At 59.5% G+C, this 17,617-nt stretch carries 9 protein-coding genes; 8 read left to right on the forward strand and 1 reads right to left on the reverse strand.

The features are described 5' to 3' along the window. Positions 1–162 precede the first annotated feature (162 nt). The 7 genes from acs to argR all read left to right on the forward strand — a co-directional run bounded on the left by acs (position 163) and on the right by argR (position 8,166). A complete protein-coding gene (gene acs, locus AB4P91_RS12710; protein ID WP_042560550.1) occupies positions 163–2,118 on the forward strand; it encodes an acetate--CoA ligase in 1,956 nt (651 codons plus the stop codon). Between the two features lie 727 nt (positions 2,119–2,845). Beyond that, positions 2,846–3,619, forward strand: a complete 774-nt coding sequence (locus tag AB4P91_RS12715; RefSeq protein ID WP_395604895.1) for an ABC transporter substrate-binding protein — start codon at positions 2,846–2,848, stop codon at positions 3,617–3,619. Positions 3,620–3,710: 91 nt separating this feature from the next. Then, on the forward strand, positions 3,711–4,400 hold the full coding sequence (locus AB4P91_RS12720) for an ABC transporter permease (protein ID WP_007912702.1): 690 nt from the start codon (positions 3,711–3,713) through the stop codon (positions 4,398–4,400). Further along, the gene (locus AB4P91_RS12725) at positions 4,397–5,095 is read left to right on the forward strand and encodes an ABC transporter permease (protein ID WP_042560548.1); all 699 of its coding nucleotides are present in this window, start codon (positions 4,397–4,399) and stop codon (positions 5,093–5,095) included. The genes AB4P91_RS12720 and AB4P91_RS12725 overlap by 4 nt, the downstream gene beginning before the upstream one ends. A gap of 1 nt (position 5,096) precedes the next feature. Further along, entirely contained in the window at positions 5,097–6,209 is a 1,113-nt protein-coding gene (locus AB4P91_RS12730) for a M14 family metallopeptidase (protein ID WP_395604896.1), read from the forward strand. A 27-nt stretch (positions 6,210–6,236) separates the two neighbouring features. Beyond that, on the forward strand, positions 6,237–7,001 hold the full coding sequence (locus tag AB4P91_RS12735) for an ABC transporter ATP-binding protein (protein ID WP_395604897.1): 765 nt from the start codon (positions 6,237–6,239) through the stop codon (positions 6,999–7,001). Positions 7,002–7,185: 184 nt separating this feature from the next. Further along, the gene (argR, locus tag AB4P91_RS12740; protein ID WP_395604898.1) at positions 7,186–8,166 is read left to right on the forward strand and encodes a transcriptional regulator ArgR; all 981 of its coding nucleotides are present in this window, start codon (positions 7,186–7,188) and stop codon (positions 8,164–8,166) included. A 16-nt stretch (positions 8,167–8,182) separates the two neighbouring features. On the opposite strand, the gene AB4P91_RS12745 is transcribed toward argR, so the two are convergent. Then, positions 8,183–15,970, reverse strand: a complete 7,788-nt coding sequence (locus AB4P91_RS12745; protein WP_395604899.1) for a dermonecrotic toxin domain-containing protein — start codon at positions 15,968–15,970, stop codon at positions 8,183–8,185. A gap of 304 nt (positions 15,971–16,274) precedes the next feature. On the opposite strand from AB4P91_RS12745, the gene AB4P91_RS12750 reads away from it, so the two are divergent. Beyond that, the gene (locus AB4P91_RS12750) at positions 16,275–17,495 is read left to right on the forward strand and encodes an aspartate aminotransferase family protein (RefSeq protein ID WP_395604900.1); all 1,221 of its coding nucleotides are present in this window, start codon (positions 16,275–16,277) and stop codon (positions 17,493–17,495) included. Positions 17,496–17,617: the final 122 nt, after the last annotated feature.

A 17,617-nucleotide genomic window follows, 5' to 3' on the forward strand; every position in this document is an offset into this window, starting at 1 on the left:
CCACAGGGGCCGCGGTGATTTGACCGTGCGGTGTAAGGCCTGCGCGAGGGATATCTGGACGTTTTGTAGGGGCTTGTTACTACCATCGTCGAATGGTTCTATGGGCCCGGTCCCGTTACAACAGGGTCATACAAAAACAACTATTACACCGAGGTAGGAAAGATGAGTGCGGCTTCTCTGTATCCCGTTCGTCCCGAGGTTCTGGCTAACACGCTGACTGACGAGGCGACCTACAAAGCCATGTACCAGCAGTCGGTCGTCAACCCTGACGGTTTCTGGCGCGAGCAGGCCAAGCGTCTCGACTGGATCAAACCTTTCACCACGGTGAAACAGACATCGTTCGACGATCACCATGTCGACATCAAGTGGTTTGCCGATGGCACCTTGAACGTTTCCTACAACTGCCTCGACCGTCATCTGGCCGAGCGCGGCGATCAAGTCGCGATCATTTGGGAAGGTGACGATCCTTCCGAAAGCCGCAACATCACCTACCGCGAACTGCACGAACAAGTGTGCAAGCTCGCCAACGCCCTGCGTGGTCAGGACGTACACCGCGGCGACGTGGTGACCATTTACATGCCGATGATTCCCGAAGCCGTGGTCGCCATGCTGGCCTGCACCCGGATCGGCGCAATTCACTCGGTCGTGTTCGGCGGTTTCTCGCCGGAAGCACTGGCCGGTCGCATCATCGACTGCAAATCGAAAGTGGTGATCACCGCCGACGAAGGCATCCGTGCCGGCAAGAAGATCCCGCTTAAGGCCAACGTCGACGACGCGCTGACCAATCCGGAAACCAGCAGCATCCAGAAAGTCATCGTGTGCAAGCGCACCGGCGGCGAGATCAAGTGGAACCAGCATCGCGACATCTGGTACGAAGACCTGATGAAAGTGGCGGGCACCGTTTGCGCGCCGAAAGAGATGGGCGCTGAAGAAGCGCTGTTCATCCTTTATACCTCTGGCTCGACCGGCAAGCCGAAGGGCGTGCAGCACACGACTGGCGGTTACTTGCTGTACGCGGCGATGACCCACGAGCGCGTGTTCGACTATCGCCCGGGCGAAGTTTACTGGTGCACCGCCGACGTCGGCTGGGTCACTGGCCACAGCTACATCGTCTACGGCCCGCTGGCCAATGGCGCGACCACGTTGCTGTTCGAAGGCGTGCCGAACTATCCGGACATCACCCGGGTGGCGAAGATCATCGACAAGCACAAGGTCAACATCCTCTACACCGCGCCGACCGCGATCCGCGCGATGATGGCCTCGGGTCAGGCAGCCGTTGAAGGCGCTGATGGCAGCAGCCTGCGTCTGCTGGGTTCGGTGGGCGAGCCGATCAACCCGGAAGCCTGGGACTGGTACTACAAGAATGTCGGCAAGTCGCGTTGCCCGATCGTTGATACCTGGTGGCAGACCGAAACGGGCGGCAACATGATGAGCCCGCTGCCGGGGGCTCACGCGCTCAAGCCGGGTTCGGCGGCGCGTCCGTTCTTCGGTGTGGTGCCGGCGCTGGTCGACAACCTTGGCAACATTATCGAGGGCGAGGCCGAAGGCAATCTGGTGATTCTCGATTCGTGGCCGGGTCAGGCGCGTACGCTGTATGGCGACCATGACCGCTTCGTCGACACCTACTTCAAGACCTTCCGTGGCATGTACTTCACCGGTGACGGCGCACGTCGTGATGCCGATGGTTACTACTGGATCACCGGGCGTGTCGACGACGTGCTCAACGTGTCTGGCCACCGCATGGGCACAGCCGAGATCGAAAGTGCCATGGTTGCCCACCCGAAAGTCGCTGAAGCAGCGGTGGTCGGTGTGCCGCACGACATCAAGGGGCAGGGCATTTATGTCTATGTCACCTTGATTGGCGGTGAAGAGCCAAGTGAGCAACTGCGTCTGGAATTGAAAAACTGGGTGCGCAAGGAGATCGGGCCGATCGCTTCGCCGGACGTGATCCAGTGGGCGCCGGGCTTGCCGAAGACGCGTTCGGGCAAGATCATGCGCCGGATTCTGCGCAAGATTGCTACGGCGGAATACGACGGGTTGGGCGATATTTCGACCCTGGCTGATCCGGGTGTGGTGCAGCATTTGATTGATACGCACAAGACCATGAATGTGGCGTAAGCCTTCGGTCTGATGCATTGAAAGCCTCGCCCGGTGATTGCCGGGCGGGGTTTTTTTGTGTCTGGAGGTTTTGTTGTGGCAGGTCTGGCCTCTTCGCGAGCAAGCTCGCTCCCACAGTTTGACCGAGTACCTTCAGACACAATGCAGATCCCTGTGGGAGCGGGCTTGCTCGCGAAGGCAATTTGTCGGGCACCGATGTAGTCCGCTATCAGTCCGCAAACCCACCCAACCAATAATTATCGATCTGCGCCGTAAGACATTTCCCACTGTTACCGGGCCAGATTCACGTAACCGAATATGTAACCGCTGGCGCCAAACCGGGGCATAGGGAAACGCATCGCCCCGTTTTAGAGCCTCAAACCCGCCAGTGAAAAATAAGACATAACGCTGCGCTTGCCGGATTAGAAGGGTTTGCGAATAATAGGCCCGCAATTTGCAGCATAGATCGGTTCACAATCGTTCGCTCTTGCATGAAAGTGCGGGGCTGTCAATGTGCTCAAGCGGGTTTCTCTGTGCATCTGTAATTAGTTGTCGCATTGAAGAAATATCGGCTTCGGGCCTGTCGTTAGAATGCCGATCACCCGCTCATCGTGGCTGACGTTGAAACCTGCGACGGTTTCAATGGGAAATTTCCCACCGATGCAGCAACCGATTTCTCGATTCACCATTCGCATATTGGGCTGTCGCTCACTCTGCCGTTTTTGCCCTTTACCGATGGAGTCCCAAGATGAAGAAACTTGTGCTGCTTGGCGCCCTGGCACTGTCCGTGCTGTCGCTCAATTCCTTCGCAGATGAAAAACCTCTGAAAATCGGTATCGAAGCGGCTTACCCTCCGTTCGCGTCGAAGTCGCCGGACGGCAACATCGTCGGTTTCGACTACGACATCGGCAACGCCCTCTGCGAAGAAATGAAGGTCAAGTGCGTGTGGGTCGAGCAAGAATTCGACGGCCTGATCCCGGCACTGAAAGTGCGTAAGATCGACGCGATCCTGTCGTCCATGTCGATCACTGATGATCGCAAGAAGTCTGTGGACTTCACCAACAAGTACTACAACACTCCGGCCCGCCTGGTCATGAAGGCAGGCACTCAGGTCAGCGAAGGTCTGGCTGAGCTCAAGGGCAAGAACATCGGCGTGCAACGTGGTTCGATCCACGAGCGTTTTGCCCGCGAAGTCCTGGCCCCACTGGGTGCCGAGATCAAGCCGTACGGTTCGCAGAACGAAATCTATCTGGACGTGGCCGCCGGTCGCCTCGACGGCACCGTGGCTGACGCGACCCTGCTGGATGACGGCTTCCTGAAAACCGACGCAGGCAAAGGTTTCGCCTTCGTTGGCCCGGCCTTCACCGACGTCAAATACTTCGGCGACGGCGTAGGCATCGCAGTGCGCAAGGGCGACGCCCTGAAAGACAAGATCAACACCGCTATCGCGGCCATCCGTGAAAACGGCAAATACAAAGCAATCCAGGACAAGTACTTCGCCTTCGATATCTACGGCAAGTAACACGTCTCTGCGACAAGTCCGAAATGGCGCAAGCAACAGGATCTCTGAGGTTTGCGCCATTTTTTCATCCCAACTTTCGAGGACCTGAATCATGTTGAAAGGCTACGGGGCTGTCATCCTCGATGGCGCATGGCTGACGCTTCAGCTCGCCTTGTCTTCCATGGCCCTGGCCATCGTTCTCGGGCTGATCGGTGTCGCGTTGCGCCTGTCGCCGGTGCGCTGGCTGGCCTGGCTGGGCGATCTGTATTCCACGGTGATCCGCGGCATTCCCGATCTGGTGCTGATCCTGCTGATCTTCTACGGTGGTCAGGACTTGCTCAACCGCGTTGCGCCGATGCTGGGCTATGACGATTACATCGATTTGAATCCGCTGGCCGCCGGTATCGGCACCCTCGGTTTCATCTTCGGTGCGTACCTGTCGGAAACTTTCCGTGGTGCGTTCATGGCCATTCCCAAAGGCCAGGCCGAGGCAGGCATGGCATACGGCATGAGCAGTTTTCAGGTGTTCTTCCGGGTGATGGTGCCGCAGATGATTCGTCTGGCGATTCCGGGCTTCACCAATAACTGGCTGGTACTGACCAAGGCCACTGCGCTGATTTCCGTGGTCGGTCTGCAAGACATGATGTTCAAGGCCAAGCAGGCGGCTGATGCTACCCGCGAGCCTTTCACCTTCTTCCTTGCAGTGGCGGCGATGTACCTGGTCATCACCAGCGTTTCGTTGCTGATACTGCGTCAACTTGAGAAGCGCTACTCGGTAGGCGTAAGGGCGGCTGATCTATGATCTTCGACTACAACGTCATCTGGGAGGCTCTGCCGCTGTACTTCGGCGGCCTGGTGACCACCCTCAAATTGCTCGCGTTTTCGCTGTTTTTCGGTTTGCTGGCGGCGTTGCCACTGGGCCTGATGCGCGTCTCGAAGAACCCGGTCGTCAACGGCGCCGCGTGGCTTTACACCTACGTGATTCGCGGCACGCCGATGCTGGTGCAGCTGTTTTTGATCTACTACGGTCTGGCGCAGTTCGAGGCCGTACGTGAAAGCTTCCTCTGGCCATGGCTGTCCAGTGCAACGTTCTGCGCGTGCCTGGCGTTCGCGGTCAACACCAGCGCCTACACCGCTGAAATCATTGCCGGCAGCCTCAAGGCCACGCCGAACGGTGAGATCGAAGCGGCCAAGGCCATGGGCATGTCGCGCTTCAAGCTGTACAAACGCATCCTGTTGCCGTCGGCCCTGCGCCGGGCGCTGCCGCAGTACAGCAACGAAGTGATCATGATGCTGCAGACCACCAGTCTGGCGTCCATCGTGACCCTGATCGACATTACCGGTGCGGCCCGTACCGTCAACGCGCAGTTCTATCTGCCGTTCGAGGCGTACATCACCGCTGGCGTGTTCTACCTGTGCCTGACCTTCATTCTGGTGAAGCTGTTCAAGCTGGCCGAGCGCCGCTGGCTGAGCTACCTGGCCCCGCGGAAGCACTGATATGGAACGCATCGATCACGTATTACCGTGGAGCCACCTGGGCAGCGAGCGCAAGATTTCGGTGTTCCGTTTCGGAGGCGGCGAGCGCAAGGCCTACATTCAGGCGAGCCTGCACGCTGACGAATTGCCGGGCATGCGCACCGCCTGGGAGCTGAAAAAGCGCCTTGGCGAACTCGAAGCAAAAGGCTTGCTCAACGGCGTGATCGAGTTGGTCCCGGTGGCCAATCCGCTGGGCCTGGGGCAATTGCTGCAAGGCAATCACCAGGGCCGTTTCGAGGCGGGCAGCGGCAAGAATTTCAACCGTGATTTCGCTGAGCTGAGCGCGCCGGTTGCGGCAGCTTTGGCCGACAGCCTCGGTGATGATCCACACGCCAACGTTCGCCTGATCCGTCAGGCGATGGCTGATCATCTGGCGGCGTTGCCTGCGGCGAGCAGCCAGTTGCAAGGCATGCAACGCGTCTTGCTCAGCCACGCCTGCAACGCTGATGTGGTGCTCGACTTGCACTGCGACGCTGAAGCCGCGCTGCACATGTACGCGCTGCCGCAGCACTGGCCGCAGTGGCGTTCGCTGGCGGCGCATCTGAATGTGAAAGTCGGTTTGCTGGCGGAAGATTCCGGCGGCAGCTCCTTCGACGAAGCGTGTTCGCTGCCGTGGTTGCGCCTGTCGCGGCAGTTCCCCGATGCGCAGATTCCATTGGCGTGCCTGGCGACGACCATTGAGCTGGGCGGTCAGGCCGATACCGGTCGCGCTGAAGCCCAGGCGTATGCTGAAGGCATTCTGGCGTTCCTCGCCGAGCAAGGTTTGATTACCGGCGAGTGGCCGAAGGCGGCGCACGAGGCGTGCGAAGGCATGCCGTTTGAAGGCACACAATTGCTGTTCGCGCCCCACCCGGGCGTGGTGAGTTTTCTGCGTAAACCCGGCGAGTGGGTTGAAGCCGGTGACGAGATTTTTGAAGTGATCGACCCTGTGTCCGATCGGGTCAGCACGGTGTGTGCTGGTACGTCCGGGGTGCTGTTTGCCATTGAACGGCTGCGCTATGCCCAACCCGGTTTCTGGCTGGCCAAGGTGGCGGGGCGCGAAGCGCTGCGTCACGGGCGCTTGCTCAACGACTGACTGACTGTTTTTGTGAGAACCGACCGCATGTACAAACTTGAAGTCCAAGACCTGCATAAACGCTATGGCAGTCACGAAGTGCTCAAGGGTGTTTCCCTGAAAGCGGCAGCCGGCGATGTGATCAGCATCATCGGCTCCAGTGGCTCCGGCAAAAGTACTTTCCTGCGCTGCATCAACCTGCTCGAGCAGCCGCACGCGGGCAAAATTCTGCTCAATAACGAAGAGCTGAAACTGGTGGCGAACAAGGACGGCGCGCTGAAAGCCGCTGATCCGAAACAGCTGCAACGCATGCGTTCGCGCCTGTCGATGGTGTTCCAGCATTTCAACCTGTGGTCGCACATGACCGCGCTGGAAAACATCATGGAAGCGCCGGTGCACGTGCTCGGCGTTTCCAAGACCGAAGCCCGCGAGAAAGCCGAGCACTACCTGAACAAGGTGGGCGTGGCGCATCGCAAGGACGCGTTCCCGGGGCACATGTCCGGTGGCGAGCAGCAGCGTGTGGCAATTGCCCGAGCGCTGGCGATGGAACCGGAAGTGATGCTGTTCGACGAACCGACGTCGGCGCTCGACCCGGAACTGGTCGGCGACGTCTTGAAGGTGATGCAGGCGCTGGCTCAGGAAGGCCGCACCATGGTGGTCGTGACCCACGAAATGGGCTTTGCCCGTGAAGTGTCGAACCAGTTGGTGTTCCTGCACAAAGGTGTTGTTGAAGAGAGTGGTAATCCGCGCGAAGTGCTGGTCAATCCGCAATCGGAACGCCTGCAGCAGTTCCTGTCGGGTAGCCTCAAGTAAACAGGTCTGCCGATATGCACCGGAATAGTGCATGCTTCGCAGCCTGAAGGCTGGCTACAATTCCTGTGGGGCTGGCAAGCCAGCTCCCACAATCGATCTGCGCAGGTTTTACGATTTTTGTTCATTTACGGGCTAGCATTGGCCCATGCCTTCATCACCGTTGTTCGTTTCGGATCGCCCACCCATGACTGCCCATCGAATTGGTTTCCTGATTTGGCCCAGCACTAAAGCGTTAACGCTGGCGCTGGCGGAGGAGGCCTTGCGTGTTGCTCAGCGTGTGCATCCGGACGTGGTCTACGAACTGTCGTTCTTGCAAGCCGAGCCGCCGATTGATGGCGCCTGGCATTTGCCCGGCGAACCGTGGGCCGGCAAGCTGGAAAACTTTCAGAAACTGTTTCTGGTCGCCGATGAGCCGCCGACTACCCTGGCCCCGGCACTCAGCAGTGCGCTCAAGCAACTGGTGCGTGCCGGTTGTGTGATCGGTGGTTTGTCCGCCGGTGTGTACCCGTTGGCGCAAATGGGTTTGCTCGACGGTTACCGCGCGGCGGTGCACTGGCGTTGGCAGGACGATTTCGCCGAGCGCTTTCCGAAAGTCATCGCTACCAGCCATCTGTTCGATTGGGATCGTGATCGTCTGACCGCGTGCGGCGGCATGTCCGTGCTTGATCTGCTGCTGGCATTGCTGGCCCGTGATCACGGAGCAGAGCTGGCCGGCGCTGTTTCGGAAGAACTGGTGGTCGAGCGCATCCGCGAGGGCGGCGAGCGTCAGCGCATTCCGTTGCAGAATCGCCTTGGCTCCAGTCATCCAAAGCTCACGCAAGCCGTGTTGCTGATGGAAGCCAACATCGAAGAACCGCTGACCACCGACGAGATCGCCCAGCATGTGTGCGTGTCCCGTCGACAACTTGAGCGGATCTTCAAGCAGTACCTCAACCGCGTGCCGAGCCAGTACTACCTGGAACTGCGCCTGAACAAGGCCCGGCAAATGTTGATGCAGACCAGCAAGTCGATCATCCAGATCGGCTTGTCGTGTGGCTTCTCCTCGGGGCCGCACTTCTCCAGCGCCTATCGCAATTTCTTCGGTGCCACGCCGCGGGAAGATCGTAACCAGCGGCGCAGCAGCAGCCCGTTTGAATTGTCATCGGTGCCGTCAGAGCGCGGTTAACCGCCCCCGTCCGCGGTCATTGTGAAATATCGGATGAGTCGATCGACATGACTGACCCTTGCGTTTCTGTGGACGCGGATGTCGACTCGGACGGCGTCGGAACTCGCTGTGTTGGTCGCTCTGCCAATGCGGCAATTCTTCTGAGTCGATAACTTTCCAGGTGTTGCGCAGTTTGCGCAGATAGCGGATTACCGCTGAAATCGAACTCGGTAGTGCTGGCGTTCCAGAAGTTTTCGGGCAACTCGACAATGGCATTGTTGGCGAAATTGACGTACTCCAGACGCTCCACAGGGAGCGTGAGCGGTGGTTCGCTGATGCCGGTGTTGCTCAGATCCAGCCAAGACAACTGCTCCAGGCGGCTAAGATCGGGGGTGAGGCCTAGCGGGTTGTCTCTTAGGATCAGCGTGTTGAGATTGCTCCTGGTGGCCAGCACCTCAACGCTGGCTGGGGGCAGCGTGATGTGGCAGCCCGACAGGCTCAATGCAGTGAGTTTTTCCATGGACGACACGACTGCTGCAATGTCGTTGAGCTGATAACCCTGAATCGCCAGCTTCTCTGCGTTAGGAAACAGCTTCAGAAACTGACCGAGACGCGACGGCGCGCCAGACCCGTTCACCAGGAAGACAGTGCGCACATGTGCGAAGTCTGCTGTAGGTGTGGGCAGATCCCCGCTCACGGGGACGTTGAGGTTGAATTCGAATTCGTTTTGCCCCTGTGCAACGATCCGGCGCCAGCAGTTTTCCAGACTTTGCTTGAGCGACTGCCTGTTGGCTTGTTCCTGTCGCAGGGCGTCGCCCGTCAGTGGACTGCGGCTGGCCGGATCCAGCGGTGTCTCGTTGGCCCATGCATCGAGCTCGTGGGTCAGCGTGGCGAGTTCAGTGGTGCGGCGCACCAATTCGATATGACCATCCGCCAGCGTGCCGGGCAAGCTGTAGACCAGTTCGTTGATCTGACTGTCAGTCAAACCTGGGTAAAGCGTAAGGGCCAGTTCCCTGTCCATCGCTTCGACCGGCACGCCGAATGTGTAGCCACTGGTCTGGTAGCAGACTTTGATCCGTTCCCGCGCAACTGCCGAGATCGGGTTGTCATGCAAGTCGATACTCTGGGCGACGTCGGCGGGCAGGTTGAGCAGTTCATCGGGCAGTTCGCGGATGTTGTTCTCATTGAGCATTACGTCCTCCAGATGGGGCAGGCTGGAGAGTCCGGGCGGTATACGGTCGATCGAGGTTTTGGAGAGATCCAGGAACATCATTTCCGGCAGCGCCGAGACGTCTGGCACTTCGACCAATGGGTTGTTGTGCAGATCCAATGCCCGGAGTCGCGACAGTGAAGAGAGCGCAGCTTGCCCCTCGGCATCGAAGACGATGCCGCAACTACTGAGCACCAGCGATTTGAGCGTAGGCATCCGATTGAGCGCCGGGGGAATCCGCCCCAAAGCGAAGGTGCGCAGCTCCAACGCCTGTAGCCTGCGGAAGCCACTCAGAAAGCCATCAGACACCTTCAGCGCATCGTTGCCCAGCAATGAGAGCTGGGCGACATGACTGAAATCAGCAGTCAGCGTCGGCATGTCGCCGGTAAACCTGAGTTCGGCAACGAAGATGTTGGAGCGAATTTCAGGTTTATCGACATGTCGGCTGCGCCAGAAAGTCTGCAACTCCCGGCTGAAATCCGTCCTGGCAAAATGCTGTGTGGCTCTTTCGAATGCATCGACGAAACGACCCGTGCTCGGGTCGCGTGGGGGAATGCGTTCGGCCCACTGCGCGAGGTCGCTGATCATCGTCGCTATCTCGGCTTCCCAGCGCAGCAGTTGAGCGCTGCCAGCCGCCAGCGAGCCGGGCAGGGAATAGATCACGTGGACGGCGTCTTTGGTCTTCAGTGCTGGAAACAGTGCCTTGGCTTTGGCGATATCCGCCGTGTCGGGGAACACGCCGAAATGGTTGAGGGCGTGGTAATGCCCCTTGATTCGATTGCGACTGCTCGCAGACAGCGGGTTGCCCGCCAGGTTGATGCCATCGGCAAGCTCGGGAAGGACCTCAAAAAAGGTGTCGGGCAGTTCGACGATACGGTTGCCATCAAGCCGGACATCACGCAGGTTGGGATGGTCGGCGAGCCCGTCCGGCAAGCTGGAAATACCGGTATTGGAAAGGCGAAGATCATTGAGCTGCGGCATTGTCTCCACGTCAGGCGCCACCCCCAGCGGGTTGTTGCGCAGGTCAAGCAGCTCAAGTTCACTCAATGATTCCAGAGCGCTCTGCCCGTCGGCGGTCAACGTAATGCCGCAATTTATCAGCGACAGCTCCTTGAGTTCTGTCAGGCGAGTGAGGTTGTCTGGCATTTGACCCAGCGCGAAATCGCGCATTTCCACCACTTGCGCGTAGGGGAAGTGCTCTAGAAAGCCGCCGACTTCAGTGATGCCCGGATTGCCGGTGAAATCCACCGTCAAAACGTGACTGAAGTCGACCGTCAACCTTGGCATATCTCCCGAAAAGCCCAGGCTCGCTTCGAAGAAGTCGTTACGCGTGCCGGTGCCGTCCGAGCGGCTTTCCCAGAATCGTAAAATCTGCTCGCGAAAGTCCTCTCGCGCCCTGAAGTCATTGAGAAAATCCACGGGCGTGCGAGCTTCGCCGGTCACCGGGTGATGCGTCGAGCCTTGGGTGGTCCACGCAGAGAGATCCGCCCTCAGGGTTTCCCGCTCCGCTTGCCAATGTTGCAGTTGAATCCTGCCCTCTGCCAGGTTGCCGGGCAGGCCGTAGATCATGTTGCTCGCATCCTGCACGTCGAGTGACGGAAACAGCTCTCTGGCCATTTCGACATCGGCGGTGTCTGCTGACACTTCGAAGTCATGGCTGGTCTCGCGGAAGTAGGTTTTTATCCGGTTACGCGATTCGTTTGAAAGTGGATTATCAGCAAAGTCGAATCCTCGTGTACGGTCCAGCGGTAGCTTGAAAATCGCTTCCGGCAACTCCGTGATGAAGTTGTCGCGCAGAACCGCGATGTGCAGTTCGGGGAGATCGAGCAACCTGGGCGGGAGTTCGTTGATGCCGGTCAGGGACAGATCGATGCTCGTGAGCATGGGCAAAAGACTCAAATCAAACAGGGCGCCTAATGGGTTGTCGCTCAGCTCCAGGATCTCGATCTGGTTCATCTTCAGCAAGGCTGCCTGGTTTTCAGGCGTGAGTACGAAGCCGCAGCTCTTGAGTTCCAGGGCGGTGAGCCGGGGCAGTTCAAGGGTTGGCAGGAAATCCGGCTCCAGATCGAAAGAACGCAGCTCCAGAATGGTCAGACTCTTGAACCGTTGTAGGAACGGTGACATTGCCGTAATGCTCTTGTTGCCGTTAAACGTCAATCGGTTCACATGACTGAAGTCTGCGCTGAGCACAGGCATGTCACCCATGAACTCAAGGGTCGCCACTAAATGGCTGTCTCTGGCTCCTGGCTGGCGAGGCGACCTGTTGCGCCAGAAGTGTTCCATTTTGTCGGCGAAGTCCTCCCTTGCCAGACGCTCACTGACCTGTTCATTGAGATTCAAGGGTTGGCCATTGGACGCAGAGTGCTCTGGAATCCGGGTTTTCCATTGAGCAAGCTCAGTGCGTAATTGCGTGACCTCTGCCTCCCAGTTGGCGAGTTGGCTTCGGCCTTCGGCCAGGGTGCCGGGCAATTTGTAGAGCAGGTCATTCGCTTGCTCAGCGCTCAGTGCTGGAAACAGTTCGGTGGTGCGATGAAGATCCGCCGGCTCGATCGTGACGCCGAAATTTTTCTGCGTTCGGTTGAAGAGGGCTTTGACCGACTCCCGACTGGCGGCGGATAGCGGGTTGTTGGTAAAGCTCAGTTGCCCGGTCAAATAGTGCGATGACGTCAGCAACTCTTCGGGTATTTCAGTGATCTGGTTGCCATCGAACTTGCCGGTAAACAGGTTCGGATGGTCGAGCAATCCCGGGGGCGTGGTGGCGATGCCGGTATTGTCGAGGTTGAGGTAGTGCAAGGCAGGCAGGGTGCTGATATCGGGCGGCACGCCCAGCGGGTTGTCTTGCAAATCAAGGATTGAAAGCTGTTCCATGGGCGGGAAGCCGGCGGCGTCCACGTTTGAAAGCCTTATGCCGCAGTTGCGCAGCGCCAGATGCTGCAGGTTCGGCATGTTGGCAAAGCTTTGCGGTAAATCGGGCACGTTCAGGTCATGCATGTCGAGGTAGCGCAGGGACGGGAAATGCTGCAGAAAACGCTCAACACCACGTGTACCGGCGCAGCCCTTGAAGGACAGCATGGTGACATGGCTGAAGTCAGCCTCCAGCGTCGGCAGTTCTCCCGCCACCGGCTCCAGAATCTGCAGCATGTAGGTGTCGGCCCCCCCTGGTTCTCTACGCCAGCAACCCTCTACGGCTTTCTTGAACAGCGCACGGTTCTGCACCGCGGCCCGGCGCTGGATGTCGGTCAGTGCTACCCCGGTGTCCGGGTCATTCGCAGGCGCCTCGTTCTTCCAGCGCCGCAAGTCATCCTTGAGTCGGCTGAATTCCGTCCGCAAGCGCGACAGTTCATTGGTCAGCCCGGCGGGATCACGCTGAAACCGCGCGGCGAATGCCCGTGCATCTTCAGGTGTATAGGTCGGAAAAATCGCCCGTACCCGTTCTACATCCGTCGTTGCGGCGTCCGGCGCGCCGAAGGAATAAGCCGCATCAATCCCGGCGCCGCCGCTACGGCCACCGCGCCCCACCAGCCGCAGCGTGTCCACGGCCGGTTCCGGGATCGGTGCAGGAGAAATTGCGAGGCGTAACTCGCTTCGCTCCATCGGCCGCTTGCGGATCGCTACTTTGAGGCGGTCGCCCTGACCGATCTGTACACCCAGGTTTTGGCGTTCGCTATCGGGCAGGGCGTAGAGAATACCGGAGTACAAATCGGTCGCTGAATGCAGTTCCTGACCTCGCTCGTCATAGGGTTGATAAGTGCCGTCGCTTTGCCGCACCAGGACTTTTTGAGTGGGCGCCTCCTTGCTTCCAGTGCTGTCGACTAATTGTCCTTCGTAATGCCCGTCACGAATCTCCAGCCGCACCTCACCGCACCAGCCGGGCAGACGTTTAAGGCTGTGCAGTGCCAGGGTGTCGGTATCCGGACTGTTGACCGAGTTCAGCGCCAGCCCCTCGTAAGCGCGGGTGACACGCAGCTCCTGGTTGGCCAGTTGCATGAGCGCCTGTTGGCGCGGGGGCAACTGACCGTCGCTGATCTGCACCAGCTCTTCTCCGGTCGCGGTGCCGAGCAGTTCGCGCGTGACGCTGGCGGGTAATCCTGAATCGTGTTGTGCGAGCAGGTTGGCGAGCGGATCGTCATTGCGCTGAAGGGCGTCGTAGCGGGATTTGAAGATTGAAGTGCGCTGCTGTGTGGCGATCTCTGTCAACTGCTGTCTCAACGCCTGGCTTCGCACATCCAGCGCCAGCGTCGGACCGGCGAAGGAATCGCCGAGCAGGGCCTTGGCTTGCTGTTCGTCGAGGCAGGAGAGCAAGGTCTTGAGCAGGTCGCCGTCCTTGAGACTGTCTTGGCCAAGGGTTGTCAGCGGCAGGCTCTCATCGCTGGACGACTGCCAGACGAGTTCGCCCGCAGGGTCGAGCAGGCGTAAGCGCTGGCCCTTCGGCCAGCGACCCTGTTCGGTCAACAGTTGCAACTGCAGAACAGGATCAGCGCGCAAATACGCCTCGGGCCATTCGCTGTGTAAATCATCGACAAAGCGTTGCAGGTCCTGATCGATCCTGAAGCGCTGGATGCTGTCCGCCAGCAGCGGCGGGACCGTTTCCTGATTGACGTGCATGGTGCGCAGCACTTCTTCGTCGAGGCCGCTGACCTGCAGGATCGTTTCTCGTTGGGCGGCTGAAAACGACTCGACTGAATGGCCGATGCGGCGCAGCGCCGTCGGTCTGTCCCACGTCAGCGGTTGTTCGATTTCGCTGTGCCAGGCGCCTTCGCCGTTATGGCGTACCCAGGGTTGATAGGCGTCGGCCTGGGTCGGGTGGGCAATTCGGTATTCACCGGCATCGGCTGTTTCGCTCACCGCAAAATGCGCGTTATCAAGGGGCAGCAGTTGACGGCCCTCGTGGGCGTGCAGGCCCAGTTCATTCGGTGCGGAATTTGCGGCGGGAGACGCTGTGTGCTCGTACCGGGCCAGGTTCGGCTCCCAGTATTTGGTCTGGCCGCCGGGCATTTGCACAGGTTTGAAACGGTCGATGAACTCGACGATTTCCGTCGGCAGGACTTTGCGGAACTCACCGGCGCCAATCGCCCCGCCGATGGCGAAGGTGCCTAACTGGACCAGCGATTCGAGGGTGCCCATCAGGTAAGTGAACGCTTCGGTGGTTCGGCCTTGCGCCCAGGCAATGATGCCCTCGAACACTTCGTCGAGCAGTTGATAAGCCATGTAAGCCATCATCAGTTCGCCGAGGCCGGGCACGAATGGCGCGAGGATGAACGCGACCGTCTGCAGGATCGTCGAGACAATGTTGACGACCGAATCCCAGAACGCCCAGCGCACTTTCTGATCAACCGTTGCCGTGGGCACTGCGATGATCGCCGCATCATTGAGGATCTTGTTCAGCTTGCTCTGGTAGAGGTGCTGCCACAGTGGAGCGCTGATCGGTGTGGCGGTCAGTTGCAGTTTGGGCAGCTCAAGTGGAGTCTCGCGCCAGGGCGGCGCGCTGCTGCCGGCGACCGGTGCGTGCCATTTCATCTCGCTCAGGCGCGCGTTCAACGTCGCGAAGAACAGGCCGCGCTGTTCGAGATTGACGAACCGGCTGAAGAATTTCTGGTAATCACTTGAGCGCAGTTGTCGCGTCAGTTCGGCGTACATCTCGGCGGGCGAGGCATACTCCTTGACCGGATGCTCCGGGTCATCCGGTATGTAGGCCACAACGTGCGCCGACGTTCTTGGCTCGAGCAAGTCGGGCGCAAAGACGACGATGCCGGTCAGGGGCGTTTCCAGCATCGACAAATCCTGGCATTTCAATGCTGGCCGATCACCGGGCGGAGCCGGTGCTGCATCGAGCAGTGCCTCGATCCGCAGGAAAGAGTCCTCGCTGATGTCACCGCTCATCCGTGCCCATTGCAGCGCGGCCTGCATCGCGGCCTTCTGGCTTGCATCGATTTTGTGTCGCAGCACCGCCGCTGCAACGGGATGGCTGGAGCCAAGGGCTTCGCGCAGGTAGGTCTGGTATCGGGCGCCGATATCCAGCTCGCGGCACAGTTTGGTGAACGCCACGATGCTCAGCCTGGCCTTGAGCGAGGGCAGGGTTTCAAACTGTCCTTTGGCGTCGGGTTGGGTGATGAAGGTCGACTCGGGTTCGTAGGCGTCGTCTTCGGTCTCGGCGAGTTCGAAGTTGTGCAGCGCGGCATCGAGCAACGAGACCGTCCAGGCGCGCGCCCCGGTTTTGATCGGGAACCACGGCGTCTTCGCCGGAACATAAAGGCGCACGAACGTGGTCCTGACATCCACATCCAGATCGAATTTCTCTTTCAGCTCTGCCTTGAGCAGCGGCTCGGCGAAGGCGCTGGCGTCCTGCAGGTGTTCAAGGCGTTTCTCAACATCGTTTTGCGCGCGCCAATGCGCGGCGTTCAGCGCCATGAGGGCTTGATGCCTGACGTCCGGCTGCGTCTTCAGTTTTGGCGGCAGGAAGGGCGCCTGACGTCCAAAGGCCTCGCGCCTGGCAGCGGAAGCGGTGCCGAGCCAGTCAGGGATGCCGGCTATGAGCGGGCGAAAGTGCGCGTCATGTATGTCGTCATAGGGTGGCTTGGGGAGCCTGGCAGATTGCCGATCTGGGATTGGGTGCATCGGGACCGTTCCTTGGTCTGGAAAGGCCCCAGCAAATCAGAGTCATGCGATGGCGGTGCGGTACATATATATACCGCTGGCACCGGGTTGAATTGATATCCTCCCGGGCCTGCCGCAAATCGGCGGCGGCAGTTTAAACTGCGCCTTTGCGACGTTATTTGTCGCATTGCCGTAAACCCGGAAAAATCCGGGGTTGGCGCTATAAGAAGTTGTCGCCTGGCGGCAAGGCCGGGCCGATAACTGTCCTTACAATCCCCCCATCGCTCGCCAGTTTCCGGCGGGTGGCCCTCATCAGGAGACTCCGATGTCCGTTGAGCACGCTGCGGTACAACGCGCCGATTTCGACCAGGTTATGGTTCCCAACTACGCGCCTGCCGCTTTCATTCCGGTGCGTGGCGCCGGTTCCCGCGTCTGGGATCAGGCCGGCCGCGAGCTGATCGACTTCGCCGGCGGTATCGCCGTCAACGTATTGGGCCATGCGCATCCGGCGCTGGTCGGTGCCTTGACCGAGCAAGCGAACAAGCTGTGGCACGTTTCCAACGTGTTCACTAACGAGCCAGCCCTGCGCCTGGCGCACAAGCTGATCGACGCCACGTTCGCCGAGCGCGTGTTCTTCTGCAACTCCGGCGCTGAAGCCAACGAGGCCGCGTTCAAGCTGGCCCGTCGTGTTGCATTCGACCGTTTTGGCAGCGAGAAATACGAAATCATTGCCGCGCTGAACAGCTTCCACGGCCGTACCCTGTTCACCGTCAACGTCGGTGGCCAGTCGAAGTACTCCGACGGTTTCGGTCCGAAAATCACCGGCATTACCCACGTTCCGTACAACGATCTGGCTGCCCTCAAGGCCGCCGTTTCCGACAAGACCTGTGCGGTCGTGCTGGAACCGATTCAGGGCGAGGGCGGCGTGCTGCCGGCCGAGTTGGCTTACCTACAAGGTGCACGCGAGTTGTGCGATGCGAGTGACGCGCTGCTGGTGTTCGACGAAGTGCAAACCGGCATGGGCCGCAGCGGCAAGCTGTTCGCCTACCAGCATTACGGCGTGACCCCGGACATCCTGACCAGCGCCAAGAGCCTGGGCGGTGGTTTCCCGATCGCAGCGATGTTGACCACCGAAGCGTTGGCCAAGCATCTGGTCGTCGGCACCCACGGCACCACTTACGGCGGCAACCCGCTGGCGTGCGCGGTGGCGGAAGCGGTGATCGACGTGATCAACACCCCTGAGGTGCTGAACGGCGTCAATGCCAAGCACGACAAGTTCAAGACCCGTCTGCAGCAGATCGGCGAGAAGTACGGCCTGTTCAGTCAGGTGCGCGGCCTCGGTCTGCTGATCGGTTGCGTGCTGAGCGATGCCTGGAAAGGCAAGGCCAAGGACATCTTCAACGCCGCTGAACAAGAAGGCCTGATGATTCTGCAAGCCGGCCCGGACGTGATCCGTTTCGCCCCGAGCCTGGTGGTGGAAGATGCCGATATCGATGCCGGTCTCGACCGCTTTGAACGTGCCGCAGCGAAGCTGGCGCAAGCCTGATAAACCCTTCGGCGCCTGGAGTTTTTCAGGCGTCGAACCCAATTTTTGATGCCGGTGAGATTCATTGTGGGAGCGAGCTTGCTCGCGAAGAGGGAGTTTCAGTCGCCATCTATGCTGACTGA

It is taken from the genome of Pseudomonas sp. B21128, from assembly GCF_044218865.1.
Taxonomy (GTDB): Bacteria; Pseudomonadota; Gammaproteobacteria; order Pseudomonadales; family Pseudomonadaceae; genus Aquipseudomonas; species Aquipseudomonas iridis.

Bases quoted from the DNA above. Each gene is read 5' to 3' on its own strand.
- AB4P91_RS12720 (WP_007912702.1), top strand. From the start codon at position 3,711: ATGTTGAAAGGCTACGGGGCTGTCATCCTCGATGGCGCATGGCTGACG.
- argR (WP_395604898.1), top strand. From the start codon at position 7,186: ATGACTGCCCATCGAATTGGTTTCCTGATTTGGCCCAGCACTAAAGCG.
- AB4P91_RS12725 (WP_042560548.1), top strand. From the start codon at position 4,397: ATGATCTTCGACTACAACGTCATCTGGGAGGCTCTGCCGCTGTACTTC.
- AB4P91_RS12730 (WP_395604896.1), top strand. From the start codon at position 5,097: ATGGAACGCATCGATCACGTATTACCGTGGAGCCACCTGGGCAGCGAG.
- AB4P91_RS12735 (WP_395604897.1), top strand. From the start codon at position 6,237: ATGTACAAACTTGAAGTCCAAGACCTGCATAAACGCTATGGCAGTCAC.
- AB4P91_RS12745 (WP_395604899.1), bottom strand. From the start codon at position 15,970: ATGCACCCAATCCCAGATCGGCAATCTGCCAGGCTCCCCAAGCCACCC.
- AB4P91_RS12715 (WP_395604895.1), top strand. From the start codon at position 2,846: ATGAAGAAACTTGTGCTGCTTGGCGCCCTGGCACTGTCCGTGCTGTCG.
- acs (WP_042560550.1), top strand. From the start codon at position 163: ATGAGTGCGGCTTCTCTGTATCCCGTTCGTCCCGAGGTTCTGGCTAAC.
- AB4P91_RS12750 (WP_395604900.1), top strand. From the start codon at position 16,275: ATGTCCGTTGAGCACGCTGCGGTACAACGCGCCGATTTCGACCAGGTT.